This is a genomic window from Nitrincola salilacus (genome assembly GCF_046271865.1).
Taxonomy (GTDB): domain Bacteria; phylum Pseudomonadota; class Gammaproteobacteria; order Pseudomonadales; family Balneatricaceae; genus Nitrincola; species Nitrincola salilacus.
Genome location: NZ_CP176580.1, coordinates 751243 through 772558, shown reverse-complemented (window position 1 = coordinate 772558; position 21316 = coordinate 751243). Strand labels below are relative to the sequence as shown.

21 protein-coding genes are annotated in these 21316 nt (G+C 53.2%); 9 read left to right on the top strand and 12 right to left on the bottom strand.

Features of this window, described 5'->3' with window-relative positions:
* Positions 1-75: 75 nt before the first annotated feature.
* Complete coding sequence (locus tag ACK3CJ_RS03540; protein ID WP_409525037.1) at positions 76-1557, bottom strand: benzaldehyde dehydrogenase; 1482 nt, start codon at positions 1555-1557, stop codon at positions 76-78.
* 285 nt (positions 1558-1842) lie between these two features.
* Between ACK3CJ_RS03540 and ACK3CJ_RS03535 the strand changes: the two genes are divergently transcribed.
* Positions 1843-3636, top strand: a complete 1794-nt coding sequence (locus tag ACK3CJ_RS03535) for a sigma 54-interacting transcriptional regulator (protein WP_409525036.1) — start codon at positions 1843-1845, stop codon at positions 3634-3636.
* A gap of 593 nt (positions 3637-4229) precedes the next feature.
* Here the strand turns inward: ACK3CJ_RS03535 and ACK3CJ_RS03530 are convergent.
* The 4 genes from ACK3CJ_RS03530 to ACK3CJ_RS03515 form a co-directional block, all read right to left on the bottom strand.
* Positions 4230-4754, bottom strand: a complete 525-nt coding sequence (locus ACK3CJ_RS03530) for a hypothetical protein (protein ID WP_409525035.1) — start codon at positions 4752-4754, stop codon at positions 4230-4232.
* A 550-nt stretch (positions 4755-5304) separates the two neighbouring features.
* Positions 5305-5493 carry a hypothetical protein gene (locus ACK3CJ_RS03525; RefSeq protein WP_409525034.1) on the bottom strand — a complete coding sequence of 63 codons (189 nt, stop codon included), beginning with the start codon at positions 5491-5493 and terminating at the stop codon, positions 5305-5307.
* Positions 5494-5853: 360 nt separating this feature from the next.
* On the bottom strand, positions 5854-6129 hold the full coding sequence (locus ACK3CJ_RS03520) for a type II toxin-antitoxin system YafQ family toxin (RefSeq protein ID WP_409525033.1): 276 nt from the start codon (positions 6127-6129) through the stop codon (positions 5854-5856).
* A complete protein-coding gene (locus ACK3CJ_RS03515) occupies positions 6119-6376 on the bottom strand; it encodes a type II toxin-antitoxin system Phd/YefM family antitoxin (RefSeq protein ID WP_409525032.1) in 258 nt (85 codons plus the stop codon). Before ACK3CJ_RS03515 ends, ACK3CJ_RS03520 begins: the two co-directional genes overlap by 11 nt.
* Before the next feature lie 193 nt (positions 6377-6569).
* Here ACK3CJ_RS03515 and bioA point away from each other — a divergent pair, with 193 nt between their 5' ends.
* Together bioA and ACK3CJ_RS03505 are read left to right on the top strand one after the other, a co-directional pair.
* Positions 6570-7859, top strand: a complete 1290-nt coding sequence (gene bioA, locus ACK3CJ_RS03510) for an adenosylmethionine--8-amino-7-oxononanoate transaminase (protein WP_409525031.1) — start codon at positions 6570-6572, stop codon at positions 7857-7859.
* Positions 7860-7956: 97 nt separating this feature from the next.
* Positions 7957-8391 carry an acyl-CoA thioesterase gene (locus ACK3CJ_RS03505; protein ID WP_151704025.1) on the top strand — a complete coding sequence of 145 codons (435 nt, stop codon included), beginning with the start codon at positions 7957-7959 and terminating at the stop codon, positions 8389-8391.
* Positions 8392-8457: 66 nt separating this feature from the next.
* On the opposite strand, the gene dnaB is transcribed toward ACK3CJ_RS03505, so the two are convergent.
* The 5 genes from dnaB to rpsF all read right to left on the bottom strand — a co-directional run bounded on the left by dnaB (position 8458) and on the right by rpsF (position 12034).
* Positions 8458-9843: a replicative DNA helicase gene (gene dnaB / locus ACK3CJ_RS03500; RefSeq protein ID WP_409525030.1), complete on the bottom strand. Its 1386-nt coding sequence runs from the start codon at positions 9841-9843 to the stop codon at positions 8458-8460.
* 160 nt (positions 9844-10003) lie between these two features.
* Positions 10004-10450 carry a 50S ribosomal protein L9 gene (gene rplI, locus ACK3CJ_RS03495; RefSeq protein ID WP_151704027.1) on the bottom strand — a complete coding sequence of 149 codons (447 nt, stop codon included), beginning with the start codon at positions 10448-10450 and terminating at the stop codon, positions 10004-10006.
* Between the two features lie 38 nt (positions 10451-10488).
* A complete protein-coding gene (locus ACK3CJ_RS03490) occupies positions 10489-11331 on the bottom strand; it encodes a hypothetical protein (RefSeq protein WP_409525029.1) in 843 nt (280 codons plus the stop codon).
* A gap of 16 nt (positions 11332-11347) precedes the next feature.
* A complete protein-coding gene (gene rpsR, locus ACK3CJ_RS03485; RefSeq protein WP_151704029.1) occupies positions 11348-11575 on the bottom strand; it encodes a 30S ribosomal protein S18 in 228 nt (75 codons plus the stop codon).
* A 24-nt stretch (positions 11576-11599) separates the two neighbouring features.
* Positions 11600-12034, bottom strand: a complete 435-nt coding sequence (rpsF, locus tag ACK3CJ_RS03480) for a 30S ribosomal protein S6 (protein WP_409525028.1) — start codon at positions 12032-12034, stop codon at positions 11600-11602.
* A 320-nt stretch (positions 12035-12354) separates the two neighbouring features.
* On the opposite strand from rpsF, the gene map reads away from it, so the two are divergent.
* Entirely contained in the window at positions 12355-13125 is a 771-nt protein-coding gene (gene map, locus ACK3CJ_RS03475; RefSeq protein ID WP_409525027.1) for a type I methionyl aminopeptidase, read from the top strand.
* Positions 13126-13184: 59 nt separating this feature from the next.
* A complete protein-coding gene (locus ACK3CJ_RS03470) occupies positions 13185-15887 on the top strand; it encodes a [protein-PII] uridylyltransferase (protein ID WP_409525026.1) in 2703 nt (900 codons plus the stop codon).
* A 67-nt stretch (positions 15888-15954) separates the two neighbouring features.
* Here ACK3CJ_RS03470 and ACK3CJ_RS03465 read toward each other — a convergent pair whose 3' ends face one another.
* Entirely contained in the window at positions 15955-16422 is a 468-nt protein-coding gene (locus ACK3CJ_RS03465; RefSeq protein WP_409525025.1) for an LPP20 family lipoprotein, read from the bottom strand.
* Positions 16423-16424: 2 nt separating this feature from the next.
* Positions 16425-17132 (bottom strand): FlgO family outer membrane protein, encoded by a 708-nt coding sequence (locus tag ACK3CJ_RS03460; RefSeq protein ID WP_409525024.1) that lies wholly within the window; start codon positions 17130-17132, stop codon positions 16425-16427.
* Between the two features lie 133 nt (positions 17133-17265).
* Between ACK3CJ_RS03460 and ACK3CJ_RS03455 the strand changes: the two genes are divergently transcribed.
* The 4 genes from ACK3CJ_RS03455 to ACK3CJ_RS03440 all read left to right on the top strand — a co-directional run bounded on the left by ACK3CJ_RS03455 (position 17266) and on the right by ACK3CJ_RS03440 (position 21313).
* Positions 17266-18480, top strand: coding sequence for a flagellar assembly protein T N-terminal domain-containing protein (locus ACK3CJ_RS03455; protein WP_409525023.1), 1215 nt, complete (start codon positions 17266-17268; stop codon positions 18478-18480).
* Between the two features lie 107 nt (positions 18481-18587).
* The gene (zapB, locus tag ACK3CJ_RS03450; RefSeq protein ID WP_409525022.1) at positions 18588-18782 is read left to right on the top strand and encodes a cell division protein ZapB; all 195 of its coding nucleotides are present in this window, start codon (positions 18588-18590) and stop codon (positions 18780-18782) included.
* A 174-nt stretch (positions 18783-18956) separates the two neighbouring features.
* Positions 18957-20867 (top strand): beta-ketoacyl synthase, encoded by a 1911-nt coding sequence (locus tag ACK3CJ_RS03445; RefSeq protein WP_409525021.1) that lies wholly within the window; start codon positions 18957-18959, stop codon positions 20865-20867.
* A gap of 44 nt (positions 20868-20911) precedes the next feature.
* The gene (locus ACK3CJ_RS03440; RefSeq protein ID WP_409525020.1) at positions 20912-21313 is read left to right on the top strand and encodes a hypothetical protein; all 402 of its coding nucleotides are present in this window, start codon (positions 20912-20914) and stop codon (positions 21311-21313) included.
* Positions 21314-21316: the final 3 nt, after the last annotated feature.

The window sequence follows — 21316 nt, the reverse complement described above, 5'->3', positions numbered from 1 at the left end:
TTGCAACACGGTGGCGTGAAGGGGGGGCGCCAGCCATGTTGCTAGATTTAAAGGGGTTAAACTGAATGACTGATCTCAAAATGGATACGCATGCGGAGCATCCTTGACGGTGACCCACTGCCACTGGCAGAACTCATCCCAGTCCGCAGGCCCGCCGATGCTGCCTCCATTACCGGAAGCGCCACGCCCGCCAAAGGGGTTGATGCATTCATCGTTGACGGTCTGATCATTGACATGCACCATGCCGGCACTCAGACGATCAGCGATTGCGGTTGCCCGACTCACTGAGCGACAGATAACGGCCGCAGCCAGTCCATACTCAGTGTCATTGGCGATGCTGATCGCCTCCTCGTCATCACGGAAAGTGATGATGCTGGCCACCGGTCCGAAGAACTCCTCGTTGTAGGCGCGCATCCCGGGCTTAACACCCGACAAGACTGTCGGCCGGTAGTAGGGGCCCTCAGGCTCTCCTCCGGCTTCCAGCACGGCTCCAGCGGCAACACTGTCTTTAACGATGGCGTCGACACGCTCCAACTGACTGCGATTGATGATCGGCCCAAGCGCTACATTGCCATCCACGGGATTACCGAAAGGCAGGTGAGTGGCTTTAGCTACCAGGCGCTCAATCAGTTGTTGTGCAATCGACTCATGCACAATGATCTTTCCTGATGCCATACAGATCTGCCCCTGATGGAACCAGGCTCCCCAGGCGGCATTGCTGGCCGCTATATCAAGATCAACATCCTCGGTAATGATCAGGGGGCTTTTGCCACCCAGCTCAAGCATCACTTTTTTCAGATGGCGTCCGGCCAGCTCACCGACGCGACGCCCGATTGCAGTCGACCCGGTAAAAGCAATCATGCGCACATGAGGATCGGTACACAGCGACTCACCGGCATCAGCCCCGCCAGGAATCACATGCAACAGGCCTTTTGGCAGCCCTGCTTGTTCAAATGCGCGGGCGATAATGAAACCGCCACTCACGGGAGTACGCGGATCTGGCTTAAGCACCACGGCATTACCGACAGCCAGCGCAGGCGCAACCGCACGCAGAGAAAGAATCAGAGGGAAGTTGAACGGCGAGATCACCCCGATAACACCCAGAGGCTGGCGCTTGGCAAAGGAAAGCGTGCCAGATGCCGAAGGCAGCACCAGACCCTGATTCGGATCAAGCAGCATCGATCCCGCCCGGCGCAGAATCACTATAGCCTCGCGCACCTCATGCTCGCCCTTGGCAAAGAGACCACCGGTTTCGCGGGCGATCCAGGTTCTTGCCGATTCAAAATCTTTTTGCAGGATTTCAGCAGCACGATAAAAAATCTCTGCCCGCTCACGACAGGGCATTTTCACCCATTCAGCCTGAGCTTCAGCCGCACTGCGCGCAGCAATAGAGATGTCGGCAGCGTCCCCCATACCGGTTCGGGTAAGTTCTACTCCTGTTGCCGGCTCAATCACTGCGGCACTGCCACCGTTAGCTGCTTTCCAGCTACCATCGAAAATCAGCCCCTCCCAGTGGGAGGAACTCAACAAACCTGAGTCACCATCTACATTCGACACAATAGAACCTCCAGCGTGTTGCCCGTCCAAATACAGATCAGGACGGATTTTTTTATTCTTATCTCGATAGAGCAATCGCTGTGCCAGATTTTTTCGAGGCTCTTTTTATTGCAACGCAACATCCACATAGCGCATGCAAATACAGGCTGTTATAGAGCGGAAGTTTTAATTTCTAATTGCAGTGCACAACAATTGTTTAATTCAATAACAATTGATAAGTTTGTTAAATACTGCAGAAACACTTAATATTTTTGTTAAAAATAACGATAAGATGAGTACAACCCGATGCCTTCCACTCCCGCTTCAGGTCAACCGAATCTGCCAAAAACGCCCGCTGCTGAACTACCAGCGGGCGACAGTGACAACCTCACCGAAGGCTCAGGCCTGGATTTTGGTCAACTGTCTGAGCATCTGCACTTCTCACCTAAAGACGGACGTATCTGGCTGGACGGCCAACGGATGGTGTTGATGCATAACTCAACGCTGGGCAGCCTGCGGCGCGAGCTGATCGAACGCCTGGGTATTGAGCGGGCAAGGGGACTACTGACCCGGGCGGGTTACAGTTCCGGAGTGCGGGATGCACAACTGGTGCGGGAGCGCTGGCCCGATGCCGATCCCGAAGCGATCTTCTTTGCCGGCACTCAGTTGCACTCACTGGAGGGAGTGGTGCAGGTTGAAACCATACACTTTGCGTTCGATCCGAAAAAAGGCACCTACGATGGCGAGTTTCTGTGGCATCACTCCAGCGAAGATGATGAACATATCTCCGCCTACGGCATAGGAACCGAACCCGCATGCTGGATGCAACTGGGGTATGCCATGGGCTACGTGACCACACTGCTGGGGCGTCTGACGGTATTCCGGGAGGTAGAGTGCCGCTCGATGGGACACTCCACCTGCCGCGTGATCGGTAAGACCGTAGAGAAGTGGGGCGATGTCGATGAAGATCTGCGTTATCTGAATGCTGAAGATTTTGTCAGTCAGAGCAATACAGGATCAGGATCGCTACCTGCCGCCGCGCCGTTGCCGGTTGCAAACACTCAATTGCCGGCTCTGGGTGAACGTCAGTTAATAGGCATATCCTCCGCCTTTATTGCCTCCTGCCACATGTTGCGACGGGTTGCCAGCACCCGTGCAACCGTACTGTTTACCGGCGAATCCGGTGTGGGCAAAGAGCTGTTTGCCCGTATGCTGCATGAAATTGGCACCCGCAAAGAGGAGCCATTCATAGCCATCAACTGCGCCGCCATTCCCGAAACGCTGATCGAGTCAGAGCTGTTTGGTGTCGACAAAGGCGCCTTTACCGGTGCCACAATATCACGCCCCGGCCGCTTCGAACGCGCCCATGGCGGCACCCTGTTCCTCGACGAGATCGCCACACTCAGTCCAAGTTCCCAGGGTAAACTACTGCGAGTATTACAGGAGGGGGTGTTAGAGCGTGTCGGCGGTACCAGCCTCATCAGTGTCGATGTACGGGTGGTCGCCGCAACCAATGTCGAGTTGCGCGAAGCGGTCGCCAGAGGGGAGTTTCGCGAAGACCTGTTTTTCCGGCTTAATGTATTTCCGATTCTGCTGCCCCCCCTGCGAGAGAGGCGTGACGATATACCACTGCTGTTGTCCCACTTTCTTGAGTACTACAACCAGCGACACGAGCGCAACATCCGGGGCTTTACCCTGAAAGCGATGCGCTCCCTGCTCAACTACCGCTTCCCCGGCAATATCCGGGAGCTGCAGAATCTTGTCGAGCGGGGTGTCATCGCCGCCGAAGATGGATCACTTATCGACCTATCTCACCTGTTCCGGGATGAAGAAACCACCCGAGCACTGCTGTACACCATCAGCTCAGAAGGAGAGCTGAGTCAGGACAGCGAAGAATCGGCCCTGGAACAGTTTCGACGCTTCGCCCCAGCCAACGCAGTCGGCCCCTCCCTCGACAAGCTGGAAGCGCTGCTGGTCAGCGAGGCGGTCCGCCAGTCTGACGGCAACCTGTCAGCCGCCGCCAGACTGCTGGGATTAACCCGCTCGCGACTTGCCTACCGGATGAAGAAGATTAATGAGGGTAATCAGGATGAGGGGTAGATAATCTGACAAATGCTCATGTTCCCAGCCCTCGTCTTAATCCATTTCATCCGCGCAACGTGAAAAGAGTTTTGCCAGCTCGCTCAACTCCAAAGCGTTGACTTCCAAAGTGGAAATGCCCCTGACGAAGCACCACCTTCCCGCGTCGTCCACTACATCCAAAACGATGTATTGCTTTGTAGGTGCACACAACCAGGTGATAGATACAGATCTTTTTTACAGGTTGTTTTTCTTGCCCCAGCAGCGCTGAGTCGACAAAGCAACACAGAGAATACCAAAAAATAACTGAATAAAGGCAAGGATATACCTTTCATCACCCAATTGTAGAAGTCGGACTTTGCCTGTATGGATGATGACACCAGCCCCAACAAGCAAGGCGACTCCTAAAATTAGAACAGGAATATTGATTCTTTTATAACAAGGGATTTTCATTACTTTCTAAACACCTCTGAAGGTGAATAAATCCATTCTATGATAAAGCCCCCTCCGGGCACGCTTTTCGCTGGCACACCTGGGCTAAGACTTACTGTATAATCAGTCGCAGCACCAAGCTGCGGATCATGTTGTGAAGGGTTCGCAGCGGATCTGCTCGTTTACAGCTTTAAGGGTGCAGTGGTTAAACTGACAATCAGCTCATCAGCATCTTGAAGAGTAGAATCATTTCCGTAGAAATAAGCCCCCCCATCTTGGAGCGCAAGACGCCGCCCCTCCAATGAGGCTTCCGATGCTAGATGAATATGCCATGTGAAGAGCAGTGCGAAGTAAATTAGCAGCACCAAAGTTGACAGTCGCTCTGCTCCCTCAAGTAAAAACGTGCGCTGTTCCGCCACATCCCAAGATTGTTCACCGTTAAAAATAAGCTTTTCAAAAACAGCGATTTCATCTTCTGTGGGTGATGTCGAGTTATCAACTTGCAATAAAGTCCAGTTGCCAGAGATCACCCATTGCGCAAGCCGATGTGCAGCAACATACAATTCGAGTGCCTCTGCTGGGGGTGAGTACGACCGGTGTAATACACCTCCAAGCTGAAGACTGCATAGCAGCTCATTCCAATCACCAATTCTGATACCGGATGGATCTAGAAGCTGGCTGGCTAACTGTTGATTAATCACTCGCATACTCTTTCCCTGTCATGCATCAAGAGCTACAAAATCACCATCCGGAATTACAAAAGGCTGTACTCCTGCCTAATCAAAACAGCACCTTCCACCCGGCAGCAAGCAGAAAAACTAACAAAACGGCAAGCAACACCTTTCCCACAAACCCCAGTAGCTGTAGCATCGACGTCAAAACGAAAGCCACACCGCCTTTCGCATCAAGCTGACATAGTTCATTTGGCCATCGCCTGAAAAATCTGACCAAGTACAACAATAAAAACACTGCCGCAACAAACTGAATTGCATACAGTAGCACGAAGCCCGCGAAGTCACTCCTTACGCAAATTTGCGCATAATTTACCAAGCACCCATCCCAGATAGACAGTACCAGCACTACCGCCAAATACACCAACATAACAAACAAAAACAGAAACTGCACAGCAACAACGAACCCTTTAGTTTTGTGTTTCCGGCTCATTTCTTAGGCGACCTATCGCAAATAACCATAAGCTGTAGTCACGGCTGAGCCACCTACCACTGTCGCGGTCGTATTGGCTGAGAACCGTAGTGATTACACGCATGACTGACTCTCTTGTCTCGCGTTTGCCTTAGAGTTGAAACCCGGCTGGCTATCGGACAGGACTCTGCCGAATTCATCATAGTCGATGCGCTGCGCGATCGCACCTGTCTGGGTGTTGACCAGCAGGCGTACGCTACTCAGATGATCGGTGAGCTGGCCACTGGGTAGTGCCACCTGCATCAGTTTGCCCAGTTCGTCGTAGTCGTAACTGGTGAGCAGGCCGGACTGCTGCTCATGCCGTGTATTGTGTGAAATCTGTAAGCACAGTATAAATCCATCTAGAGCGCCTTCGGTTACTTTTACAATGAGTCAACGCGCTTCTAACCACTTGGAATTTGAAACTGTGCATTACACTCGATCTATGGCGCAAAAAATGACGCTCCGAGTGAAGCCTTGAGAATTGACATCCCTGTTATCCTTATTACTTTCTGATATAGGGGCCTTTTTTATTGATCATATTACGAGCTATCAACAGCCAAACGCTACTTTAGAAAACCAGAATAAATAAAAATATAGAATCTTGTCGAGAGAGGCCGAAAGTCAGTACACCTGGTCATGGTTGCCGACATCCACAAGGATGATGTCGTTATCCTGAATAATCATTTCCAGCACGATGCGATAGCTCATATTGATTGAAACTGAAGACAGGCCGCTTAGACGGCCCTGGAGACCGTGAAGCCTCAATGATGGGTGATGCGGATTAACCTCTAACAACTCCAAGGTTTTTTGGTATTGGTTGTGCACTTCTGGGTGTTTTTTCAGGAACTTCTTGGCTTTCCTGACATAACTCTCAGGATAAATGAGTCTATACGTCATCAGAAACCCGCTTCATGTGCTCCGCGACAGTTTCTGCGGTGTAACGACCCGCCTCAACATCGGCTTTGGCCTCCTGCAAGGCGACAATCAGCTCGTACTCACGTAGTTTTGCGTACTTTTCCACTCCCATCACCACGTAACGGTCCTGCCCCCTCACAGAGATAATGACCTCTTCATCAGCCTTTAAACGAGCCTCTACAACTGATACCCCTTTGGTTTTCAGTTCGTTAGCTGTCACTGTGTTCATTTTTCATCTCCAACACTTAAAGCACTCTTGCCAGTACTATTTACAGCACCATTAAGAATACCATCAAACACTCTATTATGACATTCGCAGACAGATGGCTTTCTCCTGAAGAGTGCTGATTATTTGCTATACTATCGCCCCGAACAGTCACCGGTGAAACAAACAGCGTCACCCTTTGCTCTGGAAATCTGCCATGCCCTTGATCAGCGCCGAACAATCCGCCTTTGATAAGCAACATATCTGGCACCCCTACTCCTCCATGATCAACCCGCCCCCTGTATACCCGGTGGTGTCAGCATCCGGGGTCAGAATCACGCTGGCGGATGGGCGGGAGTTGATTGATGGTATGGCTTCCTGGTGGTCAGTGATTCATGGTTACAGCCACCCGCGACTGAACCGGGCAGCACATGAGCAGATCGATCGCATGTCTCATGTCATGTTCGGCGGCCTGACACACGAGCCTGCCATTGAGTTGGCAAGGCAACTGGTCGATATGACGCCTGAAGGACTGGACAGAGTCTTCTTTGCCGACTCCGGCTCCGTGTCGGTCGAGGTGGCCATGAAGATGGCGATCCAATACTGGCAATCGCGCCAGCGGCCCGGCAAATATCGTATGATCAGTCTGCGTAACGGCTATCATGGTGACACCTTCGGCGCCATGTCGGTCTGCGATCCGGTCACCGGCATGCATGAGCTGTTCAGCGGTGTATTGCAGCAGCAATACTTTGCGCCACGCCCGGAAACCCTCTTCGCGGCAGAATGGAATCCTGATGATATCGCGCCTCTGGCCCAACTTATGGAGGCGCACAGCGATGAGATCGCGGCCCTGATCCTGGAGCCCGTGGTACAGGGCGCTGGTGGCATGCACTTTTACTCGCCCGAGTATCTGAAGCAGGCACGCGAGCTGTGTAACCGCCATGAGATACTGCTTATCGCCGATGAGATTGCCACCGGCTTCGGCCGCAGCGGCGAACTCTTCGCCTGTAACCATGCCGGGATCAGTCCGGATATCCTCTGTCTGGGCAAGGCACTGACAGGTGGCTATATGACACTTGCCGCTACACTGGCCAGTGACGAGATCGCTCAGACCATCTCCCGCGGTGGCGCCGGGTGCTTTATGCACGGCCCCACCTTCATGGCCAACCCACTGGCCTGTGCCGTTGCCTGCGAGAGTCTGACACTGCTGCAGGAGCAGGACTGGGCCGGAAATGTAAGGCGTATAGAATCAGGCCTGAAGCGAGGACTTACTCCCGCTGCTGCCCTGCCTAATGTTGCGGAGGTGCGCTGCCTGGGTGCGATCGGGGTGATTGAACTGCATCAGAGTGTAACCCTGTCTGAGGTGCAACCGTTGTTTGTTGAGCAGGGTATCTGGGTACGCCCCTTTGGCAAGCTAGTGTATGTGATGCCGCCCTATATCATGAGCGATGAGGATCTTGGCACTCTGTGCCAGGGCATGCTGAATGTTGTACAGCAGATAGGTTAAGCTGGGTGACGACTAGCCATCTGATAAACATTTAACGAACACATTTAACGACCATATTTAACGAACACTTTTAACGAACAGTGAGACACGAACAACCATGCCACGCATCAAGATCGATATGCCCGATAACTACCTGTTCAGCACCGAGATACCGGTACGGATCAGCGACATCAATTATGGCGGACACCTGAGCAACGATGCCGTGCTTTCGATCATCCACGAAGCCCGCATCCGCTTCCTCAACCAGTACCACTATTCTGAGATGGATGTGGAGGGGCTGGGCATCATCATGACGGACTCGGCGATCGTCTATAAAGCGGAGGGGTTCCATGGCGACCAGATTCAGATAGATGTCACGGTCGGCGATTTCAATAAATACGGCTGTGATTTTTTCTATCTGCTGAGCAATAAAAAAACGGCTGTCGAAATCGCTCACGCCAAGACCGGCATTGTGTTTTTCGACTATCAGGAGCGTAAGGTTGTACACATCCCTGATCAGTTCAGGGATGCGATGATGAAGGTGACTAAATAACGCTTAACCGGCTATAAGGACTATCATAAGTACTAATATAAGTACTACCATAAGCACTACCGACCACTACTCGTCATCATAGTCATAGTGCCCATGTGCGAGGTTTTCGAAGCGGGTATATTTACCGATGAACGCCAGGCGTGACGTACCGATGGGTCCGTTACGCTGCTTCCCGATAATGATCTCGGCCACTCCCTTGAACTCACTGTCCTCGTTGTACACCTCATCACGATAGATAAACATGATGACGTCGGCATCCTGCTCGATCGCGCCTGATTCACGCAAATCCGAGTTCACCGGGCGCTTGTTGGGGCGGTTCTCAAGACTACGGTTAAGCTGCGACAGGGCAATCACGGGGCAGCCCATCTCTTTTGCCAGTGCTTTCAGGGAGCGTGATATCTCGGATATCTCAGCGGTTCGCCCTTCGCTCTTACCGGTTTTCAGTTGCATCAACTGCAGATAGTCGACCATGATCATGGCCAGGTCGCCATGCTCACGCACAATACGCCTGGCTCTGGCACGCATCTCGTTCGGGCTGATACCGGCCGTATCATCGATATAGAGCGGCTTGCCTTTGAGGGCATTCACGGCATTGGTCAGCTTCGGCCAGTCTTCCTCTTCCAGCTGGCCACTACGCATCTTGGTCAAACCTATCTTACCCAGCGAGGCCAGCATACGGGTCAGCAGCTGATCAGCCGGCATCTCGAGACTGAACACCAGCACCGGCCGTTCGGTCGCCATCAGCGCATTCTCGACCAGGTTCATCGCGAAGGTGGTTTTACCCATCGAGGGTCGGGCAGCGACAATGATCAGATCCGAAGGCTGCAGGCCACCCGTGCGCTCATCCAGATCATCAAAGCCGGTGGTGACGCCGGTCAGGGCATCGGAGTTATTGAACAGGAAGTCGATGCGCTCGACCGCGCGTTTGAGCAGTTCAGTGACCGCCTCGGGTCCACCCTGATTGGGCCGCCCTTCTGCGATCTGGAAAATTTTCTGCTCGGCTTCGTTGAGTATCTCATCTGATGCCCGCCCTTCGGGGCGAAAGGCACTGCTTGCGATCTCATTGGCGACATCGATCATCTGCCGCAGCAGCGCACGGTCACGCACGATCTCGGAGTAAGCACGGATATTGGATACGCTGGGGGTATTACGCGCGAGGGAAACCAGATATTCCAGACCGCCAGCGCGTTCCAGATCACCGGTACGATCCAGCTCTTCAGACAGGGTCACGACATCGAGTGGTCGCGACTCATCCACCAGCTTCTGCATCACACGGAAGATCATGCGATGCTCAGGACGGTAGAACTGTGCCTCGAAAACAATCTCGGACACCGTATCCCAGGCATTATTATCCAGCATCAGGCCGCCCAGTACGGACTGCTCCGCCTCCAGTGAAAAAGGAGGTGCCTTTATCTCTGCCAGTTCATCCTGGTCGCGCTCTGAAAACTCCATGAATACTGCCTGATGTCTCGTTAAGTCAGCGCAGTATTCTAACACTGTCTGTGAAGATATCTTACTGGAGGAGCACTTCAGACAAAAAAAAACACCGCCTGCAGAACAGACGGTGTTTCCAGTCAGACCGACAACTTGTCAGGCTAATGGTCGAGGCTGATTACTCAGCAGCAACGATCAGCTTGATTGAAGTGGTGACTTCAGCGTGCAGCTGCAGGCTGACAGTGTACTCGCCAACGTGACGGATAGTACCTTCTGGCAGACGAACTTCGCTCTTGTTGACTTCGATACCGGACTGAGTGATCGCATCAGCGATATCACGAGTACCGATAGAGCCAAACAGCTTGCCTTCGTCACCAGCTTTGGTGACAACAGACAGTTCCATCTCTTTCAGCTGATCAGCACGTGCCTGAGCAGCAGCCAGACGATCGTTGGAAGCTTTTTCCAGCTCCGCACGACGCTCTTCAAACTTAACAACGTTTTCTGCAGTGGCAGATACTGCTTTACCCTGCGGCAGCAGATAGTTACGGCTGAAGCCCGCTTTGACTGACACTTTGTCACCCAGTTTGCCAAGCTTGCCGATATTTTCGAGCAGAATAACTTCCATCTCGTAAACCTCTTGTTTCTGCAATCTAATGTGCAGTTTTAATTCCTGGCTGGTATGCGTGAACGCAGATCGATCAATGAATCGATCGCCACGCTGATCACCAACAACGTAAGTACATAAGGACCGAACAGCGCCAGCGACAGGTAAAACCCTGTCAACCAGCCTTTAGCCAGTTCTCTTATGGCAACTATGCCATGTACCAGTGCCATGCCTGCCACAATCAGGGGCAACATCAGCAACGGCATCCAGCGCACCATCTCTGCTCCGATATTGGGAAGCAGAACAACAGCTGTCACCAGCACCAGTGTAAAGACAGGTTTCAGACGTATATTCCGAAACTCCTGCCCAAACCCGCCGGGGTTGAACAGGCAAGCCTGCCACCAGCGTGCCAGTGCAAGTGATGCGAGCATCACCGCTGCATGGAATGCAGTTACTGCTCCAATGATCAGCACCTTCAGATCGTAGGATGCCAGCGCCTGCAATTGCGGCACCGCACCCGACTCCTGCTGACTGACCAGTTCGAGCACCTGATCCAGCATGGATCCCAACCCCAGTTCCAGGCCGAAACTTGCCACGATCCCGATCGGAATCAAACCGACCAACACCCTGATCCAGGACATGCTGCGTCGTAACAGGACAGCCAGTAGATAGCTACCCAATATCACGATCACCGCTGTTGGATCCCCCACCAGTGCCCAGGCACCAGCAGGCAGCAAAGCCCATAACAGTAGTTGAGACCCGTCTGTCACACCGCGACGCAGTGTGACAAGACAAACCGCAGCTGCACTTATCCAGTACAGAAACGGCAGCATGGCAGCTATGACAGCCACCAAAACCGCCTGGCTGCGACCCTTCATGATAAATTCAGCGAGGGTACGCACGACGGTAGATCCTTATTTATTCATGACCATCTGTATAAGGCAGCAGCGCAAGATAACGAGCGCGCTTGATAGCTGTTGCCAGCTGACGCTGATAACGAGCTTTAGTACCTGTAATACGGCTTGGTACAATTTTACCGGTTTCGGTAACGTAAGCTTTCAGGATTTCGAGATCTTTGTAATCGATCTGATCAACACCTTCAGCGGTGAAACGGCAAAACTTGCGACGACGGAAAAAACGAGCCATGTGAACTCTCCTCAGACTTCAGAATTAATCTTCAACAGTTTCAGATTCAGAATCCTGCTCGTCTTCGGCAGATTCAGATTCATCTTCTCTCTGCTGACGCTCAGGGCGGTCTTCACGACGTGGCTTACGCTCTTCGCGAGATTCTGCAGCTTTGATAGGAGAGGCTTCAGTGATCGCTTCTTTACAACGAAGAACCATGCTACGCAGCACTGCATCGTTGTAACGGAAAAGATTTTCCAGCTCATCCAGGACTTCCTGGGTGCACTCAACGTTCATCAGAACGTAATGTGCTTTGTGAGCATTGTTGATCGGATAAGCCAGCTGACGACGACCCCAGTCTTCAAGACGGTGGATCTTGCCTTCGGCACCTTCGATCAAGGTGGTGTAACGTTCGAGCATGGCCGGAACCTGCTCGCTCTGGTTCGGATGAACCAGAAATACGATTTCATAATGACGCATTGGAGCTCCTTACGGGTTTGCAGCCCCTGATCCGGACGGTAAAAACAACATCTGATCAGAAGCAAGGAGTTGATGGATGTAAAACGACGCGACATTATAGACGATTTACCTGCAGCGCACAAACTGATTTGACATCTCTGTAATCAGGCTTTTTCGACCAACCTTAGCTGGCATTAGCTGGCAGGATTGTCTGGAGTGGGCTATTCAACAGACAGAGTTATCACCTTGGATCGGAATTCGCTACAATTGGCCTTTAAGGGCGTCATTCGCAACCAACAAGCCCACCCCAACGACACGTGACCAGGAATCTGAGTACCGACATGAGCATCACAATCAAAACCCCGGAAGAGATCAGCAAAATGAGAACCGCCGGCCGCCTGGCAGCCGAGGTTCTGGAGATGATTGAGCCACATGTTCAGCCCGGCGTCACGACCGACGAACTCAATCAGATCTGCCATGACTACATTATTAATGAGCAGCAGGCAATTCCTGCGCCGCTCAATTACCATGGTTTTCCGAAATCGATCTGCACGTCCGTCAATCAGGTGGTCTGCCACGGCATCCCCAACGACAAGAAACTGAAAAACGGCGATATCATCAATATCGACATAACCGTCATCAAGGACGGTTACCATGGCGATACCAGCAAGATGTTCTACATCGGTGATGTTGCACCTCACGCCACCCGACTCTGCGAAATCACCCAGGAGTGCATGTACAAGGGTATCGAACTGGTTCGGCCCGGCGCGCATCTGGGTGATATCGGCGAAGTGATTCAACGCCATGCCGAGGCAAACCATTACACGGTGGTGCGTGAATACTGCGGACACGGCATAGGTGCCGAGTTCCATGAAGACCCTCAGGTGTTGCATTATGGCAGAGCCGGTACAGGGGAAGTGCTGCGCGAAGGGATGATCTTCACGATCGAACCGATGATCAATGCCGGCAAGCGCCACGTAAAACTGTCCAAGCGTGATGGCTGGACAGTCGAGACAGCCGACCGCCGGCTCTCGGCACAATGGGAGCACACGATTCTGGTGACAGCAGATGGCTATGAGGTACTGACTCGCCGCAAGGAAGAGCACTTCTGATACCACACGCTGATCCCACCCACATACAGGGCCAAAATCTGACAGGGCAATATCTGATCATGGGTAGTACGCACACTTTACTGACGGCCGTTCCTGAATACCTGGACCCTGTTCAACTCAGACAGCGCCTGAGTGACTGTCGCAAGCCTCTTGCCGTATTCAAGGAGGCGCTGACCAGCGCCAATGAACTGATGGATGAGGACTTTCGCCAGGGTGCCGACATTCGAAAACTGATCTATGGCCGCGCCTGGGTGATCGATCAGATATTGAATGCGGCCTGGCAACTGTTCGACTGGCCGGATCTGGACAAGCTTGCTCTGGTGGCAGTGGGTGGCTATGGGCGCGGCGAACTGCATCCGCAATCAGACATCGACATTCTCCTGCTGACCGATGATACGTTGGAAGCAGAGACCTTCGCCGACTCCATCAGTCGTTTTTTTGCTCTTCTGTGGGATATGAAGCTGGATATAGGCTCCAGTGTGCGATCAGTCGAAGAGTGTTACAGCGAAGCGCGTAATGATGTCACCATCGCCACCACGCTGATCGAATCCCGCACGCTGATCGGCAACCCGGAACTGCAGACTCAGATGTATGCCCGCGTCATCTCGGATGAAGCCTGGACTGACAAGGAGTTTTTCAAGGCAAAGCTGCACGAACAGACCGAACGCCACGAAAAAACCAACAACACCGAATACAACCTTGAGCCCAACCTGAAGAACTGCCCCGGCGGCCTGCGTGATATTCAAACCGTCGGCTGGGTGGCCAAACGCCACTTCGGTGCCACCTATATCCGCGATCTGGTGGACCATGGTTTCCTGACCGAATATGAGCTGGATATCGTCAACAAGGGTGAGCTGTACCTCTGGACCGTCCGCTACGCATTGCACATGACCTGCAAGCGCCGCGAGGATCGTCTGCTGTTTGACCATCAGCGTGTTCTGGCAGCCTATTTCGGCTATCAGGATCAGGATGGCGCACTGGCCGTCGAGCAGTTCATGAGCAAGTACTACCGCATCGCGATGGCGATGTCGGAGTTCAATGACATGCTGCTGCAATACTTCGACGAGGTGATTCTCAGAGCCGACGAGGAGCAGCGCACCGAACCGCTCAACAGCCGTTTCAGAATCCATAACGACTATCTGCAAGTCACCCATGACAAGGTGTTTGAGCACCATCCTTTTGCGCTGATGGAGCTGTTCGTGCTGCTTGCGCAGAATCTCAGAATCAAGGGCGTGCGCGCCTCGACCATTCGGCTGATCCGTGAGCACCGCCATCTGATTGATGATGAGTTCCGTCATGATATCCGCAACACCTCCCTGTTCATGGAACTGCTGCGCTCGGAAGATGGCGTCTCGACTCAGCTCAAGCGGATGAACCGCTATGGCATTCTGGGCCGTTACCTGCCGGAGTTCGGTCGCATTGTCGGTCAGATGCAGCATGACCTGTTCCACATTTACACGGTGGATGCACATACGCTCAAAGTGATTCAGAAGATGCGCCAGTTCCGGCATGATGAATATCGCGAGCTGCTACCGATCGCACACCGTATCATCAGCCAGCTGCCCAAAATTGAGCTGCTTTACATCGCCGGGCTGTATCACGATATCGCCAAGGGCCGCGGTGGAGATCATTCCGAGCTGGGGGCCGAGGATGTTTTCGCCTTCTGTCGCCGTCATCATATCGGCAAATGGGATACCCACCTGGTTGCCTGGCTGGTACGCAACCACCTCAAGATGTCGATGACCGCTCAGCGCCGCGACATCTCGGATCCGGAGGTGATTCACAAGTTTGCCATGGAGGTGCGCGACATCATCCATCTGAACTACCTCTATGTGCTGACCGTGGCCGATATCAACGCCACCAACCATACCCTGTGGAACAGCTGGCGCGCTTCACTGCTGCGCCAGCTCTATACTGAAACCAAACGTGCATTGCGTCGCGGCCTGGAAAACCCGGTCAACAAAGAGGACCGCATTGAGCAGTTACAACATGAAGCACTGAGCATTCTGATTCGGCTCGGTATTGATGAGCAGGATGTTCGCGTTTTCTGGAATCTGCTGGGAGATGAATACTTCCTGCGCGAGGATGGCCGCAATATCGCCTGGCATACACAGGCGATATTGGAGCATGGCGAACGACCGTTACCGCTGGTACTGGTGCAGAAGACCTCCTATCGGCTCTACGAAGGTGCCACCGAGATTTTCATCTATGCAGAGGATCTGCCCAATCTTTTCCCTGCCACTGTGGCGGCGCTGGATCAGTTGCATCTGAGCGTACAGGATGCGCGCATTATCGTAGCCGACAATGGCCGCACGCTTAACACCTATACGGTACTGACGGAAGATAACCAGCCACTGTCCGAGAACCCCGACTATCTGGCCAGCATTCAGCGCCATCTGACCGATGAACTGGATGACCCAGACGACTTCCCCGAGATCATTCAGCGCCGCGTTCCGCGCCAGCTCAAACTGTTCGCCATGCCCACCACTGTCAACATCAGCAATGATCCGAGTAGTCATCAGACGGTTCTGGAAGTGATAACGCCAGATCGCCCGGGACTGCTGGCGCGTCTTGGCCGGATCTTTGTACAGTTCGGATTATCGGTGCGAAAAGCCAAGATCTCGAATATCGGCGAGCGAGTGGAAGACTTTTTCTTCATCACCGACGAAAATGATCAGCCGATCAGCGATCCTGATGTGTGTAAAAATCTACAGGAAGCGATCTGCAAGAAGCTGGATGAGCATATTCAGGCTACACAGTAGCCTGATGCGTTAACACTATCAGTTTTCAAAACAGCCCCGCAAAAGGCCTCACTCAGTTCTGATGCACTCAGTTCTGATGTACCCAAGCGCGTTGCACCTGGTTCAGATCCACTTCCAGCACTGTGGCATAGGTATCATCCTGCACCGGGTAGCTCTTGACCACTCTGGCACCGCGCACTATACCGGCAACGGATGTTTTGAACTGATCATTCTGCAACACCATATCCTGCACCGACGTGGAACCGAACAGATACTGCCCGTTGATAATCGCTGCCAGTTCCTGATAGGCCTGCAGCTTGGATGCGCGCATCGCCATAATGATCTTCTGCTGTTCGGTCTGCCCCGGCTGAAGGCTGATGGGGGCATAACCTGTAGCACTGACCCAATTCGGTTCTGAAGGCACCTCAACACGCGGAGATACCGTGACACCAGGAATAGAATCCACAAAGGATGCAGCAGACTGAGAAACCGTACCGCAGCCAGAGATCAGCACAGGGAACAACAATAACAAACACACCAACACACGCTTACTCATGCTTACTCAATTCCCACAGGGCCACGCCTGTTTTCAATGATCATGCCACGCTCACGCGCTTGGAGGGGCTTATACCCGGGCCAGGTCTCTTCGAACCGCTGATATGGAATATGACTCTGCGCGGCAGCAATCACCTGCCGGGTTGTGGTATCCAGCACACGAGCATTGACCACTACCCCATCAGAGTATTCGGCATAGGTGCCGGTCAGGATGAAATAGATACGATTTCGATTGCGCAGCATGGACAGATTGGCGTCGCTGAGATCAGGCTTGCTGGTTGTTGTCAGACTGACGGCACGGTAATCGACGAGATTATAACCAAGATACTCCATCTGAAAAATAAAGCTTTCGGCAAGCCGCTCCCCGACCGATCCCGCTTCCCCTCTGCTCTCCAGCCGACTGAAAGGCAGGATCGCCAAGGGCAAACGTTTCACCCTGTTCTCATCCAACCCGGATGCCAGTTGCGCAGCCATCTGCTGAATAGCCTCACTGACCGGATCAGTACCAGAACCGGAATGCTCAACCAGCGCCAGATCTGCCGACCGAGCAGATGCAAGCGAAGGATCCGGCAGAGCACTCCCACGACTGGCCACTGAAGAATCCACACTTTGAATATGCACAGGCATAGGATCATCGCTGGTGACAATACGGCAGCCACTGAGCAATAACACTGACAGAATCAACAACAGCAGTAATGAACGATAACTCATCTGAGCCCTTTTCAAAGGATTGCTTTCAATAGAGAATCTACCATAAATAAACTCGCTGCACAGGCATTATCATTTGCGCCCGCTGCATAAAATGCTTACTTTGATATCAGCTGACACTGATAACCGGAGCCTTATGATCCATTCGCTGATTCGATTCGCTTTTATCCTGCTGTTACTGATCCCCGCTGCTCAGGCCTCAGACGTGATCGTCGAAGCAGAAGGCCGAGCCATGATACTCAACTCGGATCTGACAAGTGCACGCCGCGCGGCCATCAGCGATGCCTCACAAGCCGCCTCACTGCAGGCCGCAGCTCGCATCGCCACCACCCAGCAGATACGCGATGGTATTCTGGAAATCGACAACATGAGCATCTCGACACTGGGTACACTGAGCGATGTCGAAGTGGTCGATGAATGGGTACAGGGACAGTATCTGTTTGTGCGGATTCTCGCGCGGGTCGCGGTCGAAACCACCTGCCCGAATGGCAGTGCATCATCCGGTTATCGCAAAAGTGTCGTGATCACCTCTTTCCCACTGCTGTCGCCTGCCCAGGCCAGCACGGGGGGTCTGCATCGTCTGGGACAGGACCTGACCGACCACCTGTCAAACCGCTTCGCCCAGCATAAAAACCTGGAGGTACATAACGCCAGCCAACTGAACATGCACCCGAACCCAGCCACCGCACCGACCCACATGCTCGATGATGGCACGCTGACCAGCCTGCTGCGCCATACCGAGCAGATGAATGTTCAATACATCGTCTCCGGTGTGATACGTGATATCGCCCCCCACAATCCACAAGGCCCGCGTGAGAGCAACGTGCTGGTGGATCTCTACAACCAGCTGGATACTGCCAGCGCACGCCACATGCGCAATTTCGTTATGGATCTGTTCATTCATGACGCCTTCAGTGGTGCACTGATCCATCAGCAGCAATATGCGACAGCTGGCCGCTGGCTGCTGCGTGAACAACGTGCTGACTTCAACTCTGCAGACTTTCAACAGCAGGAATATGGCCAGAAAGTCCGCTCACTTCTTAATCAGGTAGGCAGTGATATTGAAACCACGCTGCGCTGCACCCCCTTCACGGCTCGCATTACCCGTACCGACAACGATCGTGTCTGGATCAATGCCGGACAACTCAGCGGCCTGTCAGCTGGAGATCGTCTCAGCGTCTACCGCCGTTACACCCATTATGATGCCATGCACAACCCTTACAGCGAACTGCTGAACACCCGAGTCACCCTGACGCTCGATAACGTGCAACCCACCTTTGCCAGTGGCGTGATCAACAGCACAGACAGCAGCGCCAACATCCAGCAGGACGATATCGTCAAGAGCCACTGATCAATATCATTTGACACCTGCCTGCAGCCCCCTTAGTCTGCCCGCTTAATTTTATCAATGTTACATCAATTCGTCATAACACCTGTCGACACCCTATGGAGCCTCACATGCAAGCAGAGCTGTTCAGCCAGCTGGAAACAAAAATCGAGTCATTGATTGAAGAGGTCGAGCTGCTTCGACTGGAGATCAGTGAACTGCGCGACATACGTAAAGTACTGGAGAGCAACAAGGCTCAGACAGACGACCGCCTGAAAAACCTGCTCAGCAAGTTTGATCGACTGGAAGACAGTGCAGATCTCTGATCTCTACCGCCCCTTCCCTCCTGCCATCTTTTCCAACTAAGCGCCGAACCAGACAAAGTTCGGCGTCAGCCAGCCTGATCAGGCCGCGCAAATACTGGCCAGCACTTGGCTGAATCGATAAAATGGTTCACAATCCGTTAACTTTTCAGCATGACCAGTCCAAGGAGTCATCTCTTGTCACAACTTCCTGTCATTGTCGGCTTTGGAGGCATCAGCCCCGCCGGCAGAGCATCCTTTCATCACGGCTATCGCCGTCTTATTCTGGATCAGCTCGACAGCCGCAGCAGACAGGAGACTCTGACAGGGCTTGCCACACTGATGGCACGCGCCACGTCTGATAATGGTGAATACATCACCCGCAGCGGTGAACGGCTGAGTGCCGCCCAACTGGCTGAGCAACTGGCACCGGAACTCCTGTCCAACACTTTGATTCGTCGCATTCATCCCGACTGGTTCGATGTCAACAATGTGATGATGAACCGCCACGCCGTGCTGCAGGGTGCAGACTCGGACCTGGTGTTCAGAATCCGTAACCGCCATCTGCCAAACCATATTCCCGGAAACTGGCAAGTCACCGAAAATGGCCTCGGCCATTCTGAGGTGCGTATCAGTGGCAGCTGCGAAATGCTGCTGCCCGACAGTCGTATAGCACCGGTACAAAGTGCCGGCATGCTGCCCACTGGCTTCGATCCCGGCACACTTTATCAATCACGCAATCACCCTCGCGGCTTGCAGATGAGCGTATATGCCGCTTCAGATGCTCTGCGTTCGGTCGGCATTGATTATGAGCAGATTGCCGATCGTTTGACCCCTGATCAGATAGCCGTCTTTGCCAGCAACTCGATTGGCCAGTTGGACGATGCCGGTTTTGGTGGCCTGACCAAGTTCGCGGCGCTGGGTAAACGCACCACTTCCAAGCAGATGCCATTGGGCTATGCTCAGATGCCAGCAGACTTCATCAATGCCTACCTGCTGGGCAATGTTGGCCTGACCGGTGGCGCTCTGGGTGCCTGCGCCACTTTCCTTTACAATCTGCGTAATGGCGTCGAGGAGATCCGCAGCGGGCGCTGTAAGTTCGTGCTTGTCGGCGGCAGCGATGCACCGGTAACCCCCGAGATCATCGAAGGTTTCCGTGCCATGGGCGCACTGGCAGAGGATAAGGACCTGCTGGCACTGGATCAGCTGGAGCAGTTGGCTGAGGATGACTATCGCCGCGCCTGCCGTCCTTTCGGCAATAACTGTGGCTTTACCATCGGTGAGTCCAGTCAGTATCTGGTGCTGATGGCGGATGATCTTGCGATTGAACTGGGTGCGGATATTCATGCCTCCGTCGCTGACGTTTTTGTGCATGCCGATGGCCATAAGAAGTCGATCTCGGCCCCCGGTATCGGTAACTACATGACGCTCGGCAAGGCCGCATCACTGATCCGTTCCATGCTGGGCGAAGAATCACTGCAGCAACGCAGTTTCATCCAGGCGCACGGTACCAGCACTCCACAGAACCGAGTCACCGAATCCCATGTCCTGAACGAAACAGCCAAGGCTTTCGGTATCAGTAACTGGCACGTGTCTGCCGTCAAAGCTTATCTGGGCCATTCACAGGGCTGTGCCGGTGGTGATCAGATCGCTGCGTCTCTGGGTGTGTGGCGCTATGGGTACATACCCGGACTGACCACAACGCCTGAGATAGCCGATGATGTGTATCAATCCAATCTGCATTTCCCACTGCAACATGCTGAAGTCGGCGCAACCGGGATGGACAGCGTTCTGATCAATGCCAAAGGGTTTGGCGGCAACAACGCCAGTGCGGCCATTATCTCACCTCAGATGACTGAGGCGTTGCTTGAGCGCAGACATGGCCGTGAGAAAATGCAGGCCTGGCAGAGACGCCGTGAAGAGACACGTGCTCAGGCGATGCAGTATGATGAAGACGCGATAAAAGGCCTGGCGCGCCCAATCTATCTCTACGATCATCAGGTGCTCAATGGCGAAGATCTGCAGATAGATGACCGCGAAATACGCCTGCCCGGCTATGCCAAGGCGATCCCGATCAATATCGACAATCCTTACGACGATCTGACATGACATGTCGCTGGCACCAAGGTGCTCGACAAACCCAGGGAGACAAGATGAAAAGGCTTATCACGTTATTTGTGTCAGCGATTGTTCTGGCTGGCTGTGGCTCGATCAGCGTGCCGAAGTCCAATATGGAGCGTGGCAGTTTCTACAGCATCGATTTACAGAAATTAGTGGTGTGTCATCATCTAGAAACGGACTGCCTGTCTCTGTCATCACTGGCATCTTATCATCACCCTCTGGATGGCATTGCTGCCGAATATGGGCAACCTGAGATTTCTGGTCCGAACATTCCGCTGAGCATTGCACGCCTGATGGTCAATCCACCTGATCAGCGCTACACGGCGGAGCAACGCGGAGAAACAGGGCGCTTCTACCGCGTGCCGATCAACGCCAGCACCAACAAGATCTGGGCAGGCTTGCGCGCTGCGGACGACAATCTGGCGGTGCGTTAACAC

What these genes read in the sequence shown, in the direction of transcription:
- ACK3CJ_RS03535 (WP_409525036.1), top strand. Translation starts at nt 1,843, where the DNA reads ATGCCTTCCACTCCCGCTTCAGGTCAACCGAATCTGCCAAAAACGCCC.
- ACK3CJ_RS03530 (WP_409525035.1), bottom strand. Translation starts at nt 4,754, where the DNA reads ATGCGAGTGATTAATCAACAGTTAGCCAGCCAGCTTCTAGATCCATCC.
- ACK3CJ_RS03525 (WP_409525034.1), bottom strand. Translation starts at nt 5,493, where the DNA reads ATGCAGGTGGCACTACCCAGTGGCCAGCTCACCGATCATCTGAGTAGC.
- ACK3CJ_RS03520 (WP_409525033.1), bottom strand. Translation starts at nt 6,129, where the DNA reads ATGACGTATAGACTCATTTATCCTGAGAGTTATGTCAGGAAAGCCAAG.
- ACK3CJ_RS03515 (WP_409525032.1), bottom strand. Translation starts at nt 6,376, where the DNA reads ATGAACACAGTGACAGCTAACGAACTGAAAACCAAAGGGGTATCAGTT.
- bioA (WP_409525031.1), top strand. Translation starts at nt 6,570, where the DNA reads ATGCCCTTGATCAGCGCCGAACAATCCGCCTTTGATAAGCAACATATC.
- ACK3CJ_RS03505 (WP_151704025.1), top strand. Translation starts at nt 7,957, where the DNA reads ATGCCACGCATCAAGATCGATATGCCCGATAACTACCTGTTCAGCACC.
- dnaB (WP_409525030.1), bottom strand. Translation starts at nt 9,843, where the DNA reads ATGGAGTTTTCAGAGCGCGACCAGGATGAACTGGCAGAGATAAAGGCA.
- rplI (WP_151704027.1), bottom strand. Translation starts at nt 10,450, where the DNA reads ATGGAAGTTATTCTGCTCGAAAATATCGGCAAGCTTGGCAAACTGGGT.
- rpsR (WP_151704029.1), bottom strand. Translation starts at nt 11,575, where the DNA reads ATGGCTCGTTTTTTCCGTCGTCGCAAGTTTTGCCGTTTCACCGCTGAA.
- rpsF (WP_409525028.1), bottom strand. Translation starts at nt 12,034, where the DNA reads ATGCGTCATTATGAAATCGTATTTCTGGTTCATCCGAACCAGAGCGAG.
- map (WP_409525027.1), top strand. Translation starts at nt 12,355, where the DNA reads ATGAGCATCACAATCAAAACCCCGGAAGAGATCAGCAAAATGAGAACC.
- ACK3CJ_RS03470 (WP_409525026.1), top strand. Translation starts at nt 13,185, where the DNA reads ATGGGTAGTACGCACACTTTACTGACGGCCGTTCCTGAATACCTGGAC.
- ACK3CJ_RS03465 (WP_409525025.1), bottom strand. Translation starts at nt 16,422, where the DNA reads ATGAGTAAGCGTGTGTTGGTGTGTTTGTTATTGTTGTTCCCTGTGCTG.
- ACK3CJ_RS03460 (WP_409525024.1), bottom strand. Translation starts at nt 17,132, where the DNA reads ATGAGTTATCGTTCATTACTGCTGTTGTTGATTCTGTCAGTGTTATTG.
- ACK3CJ_RS03455 (WP_409525023.1), top strand. Translation starts at nt 17,266, where the DNA reads ATGATCCATTCGCTGATTCGATTCGCTTTTATCCTGCTGTTACTGATC.
- zapB (WP_409525022.1), top strand. Translation starts at nt 18,588, where the DNA reads ATGCAAGCAGAGCTGTTCAGCCAGCTGGAAACAAAAATCGAGTCATTG.
- ACK3CJ_RS03440 (WP_409525020.1), top strand. Translation starts at nt 20,912, where the DNA reads ATGAAAAGGCTTATCACGTTATTTGTGTCAGCGATTGTTCTGGCTGGC.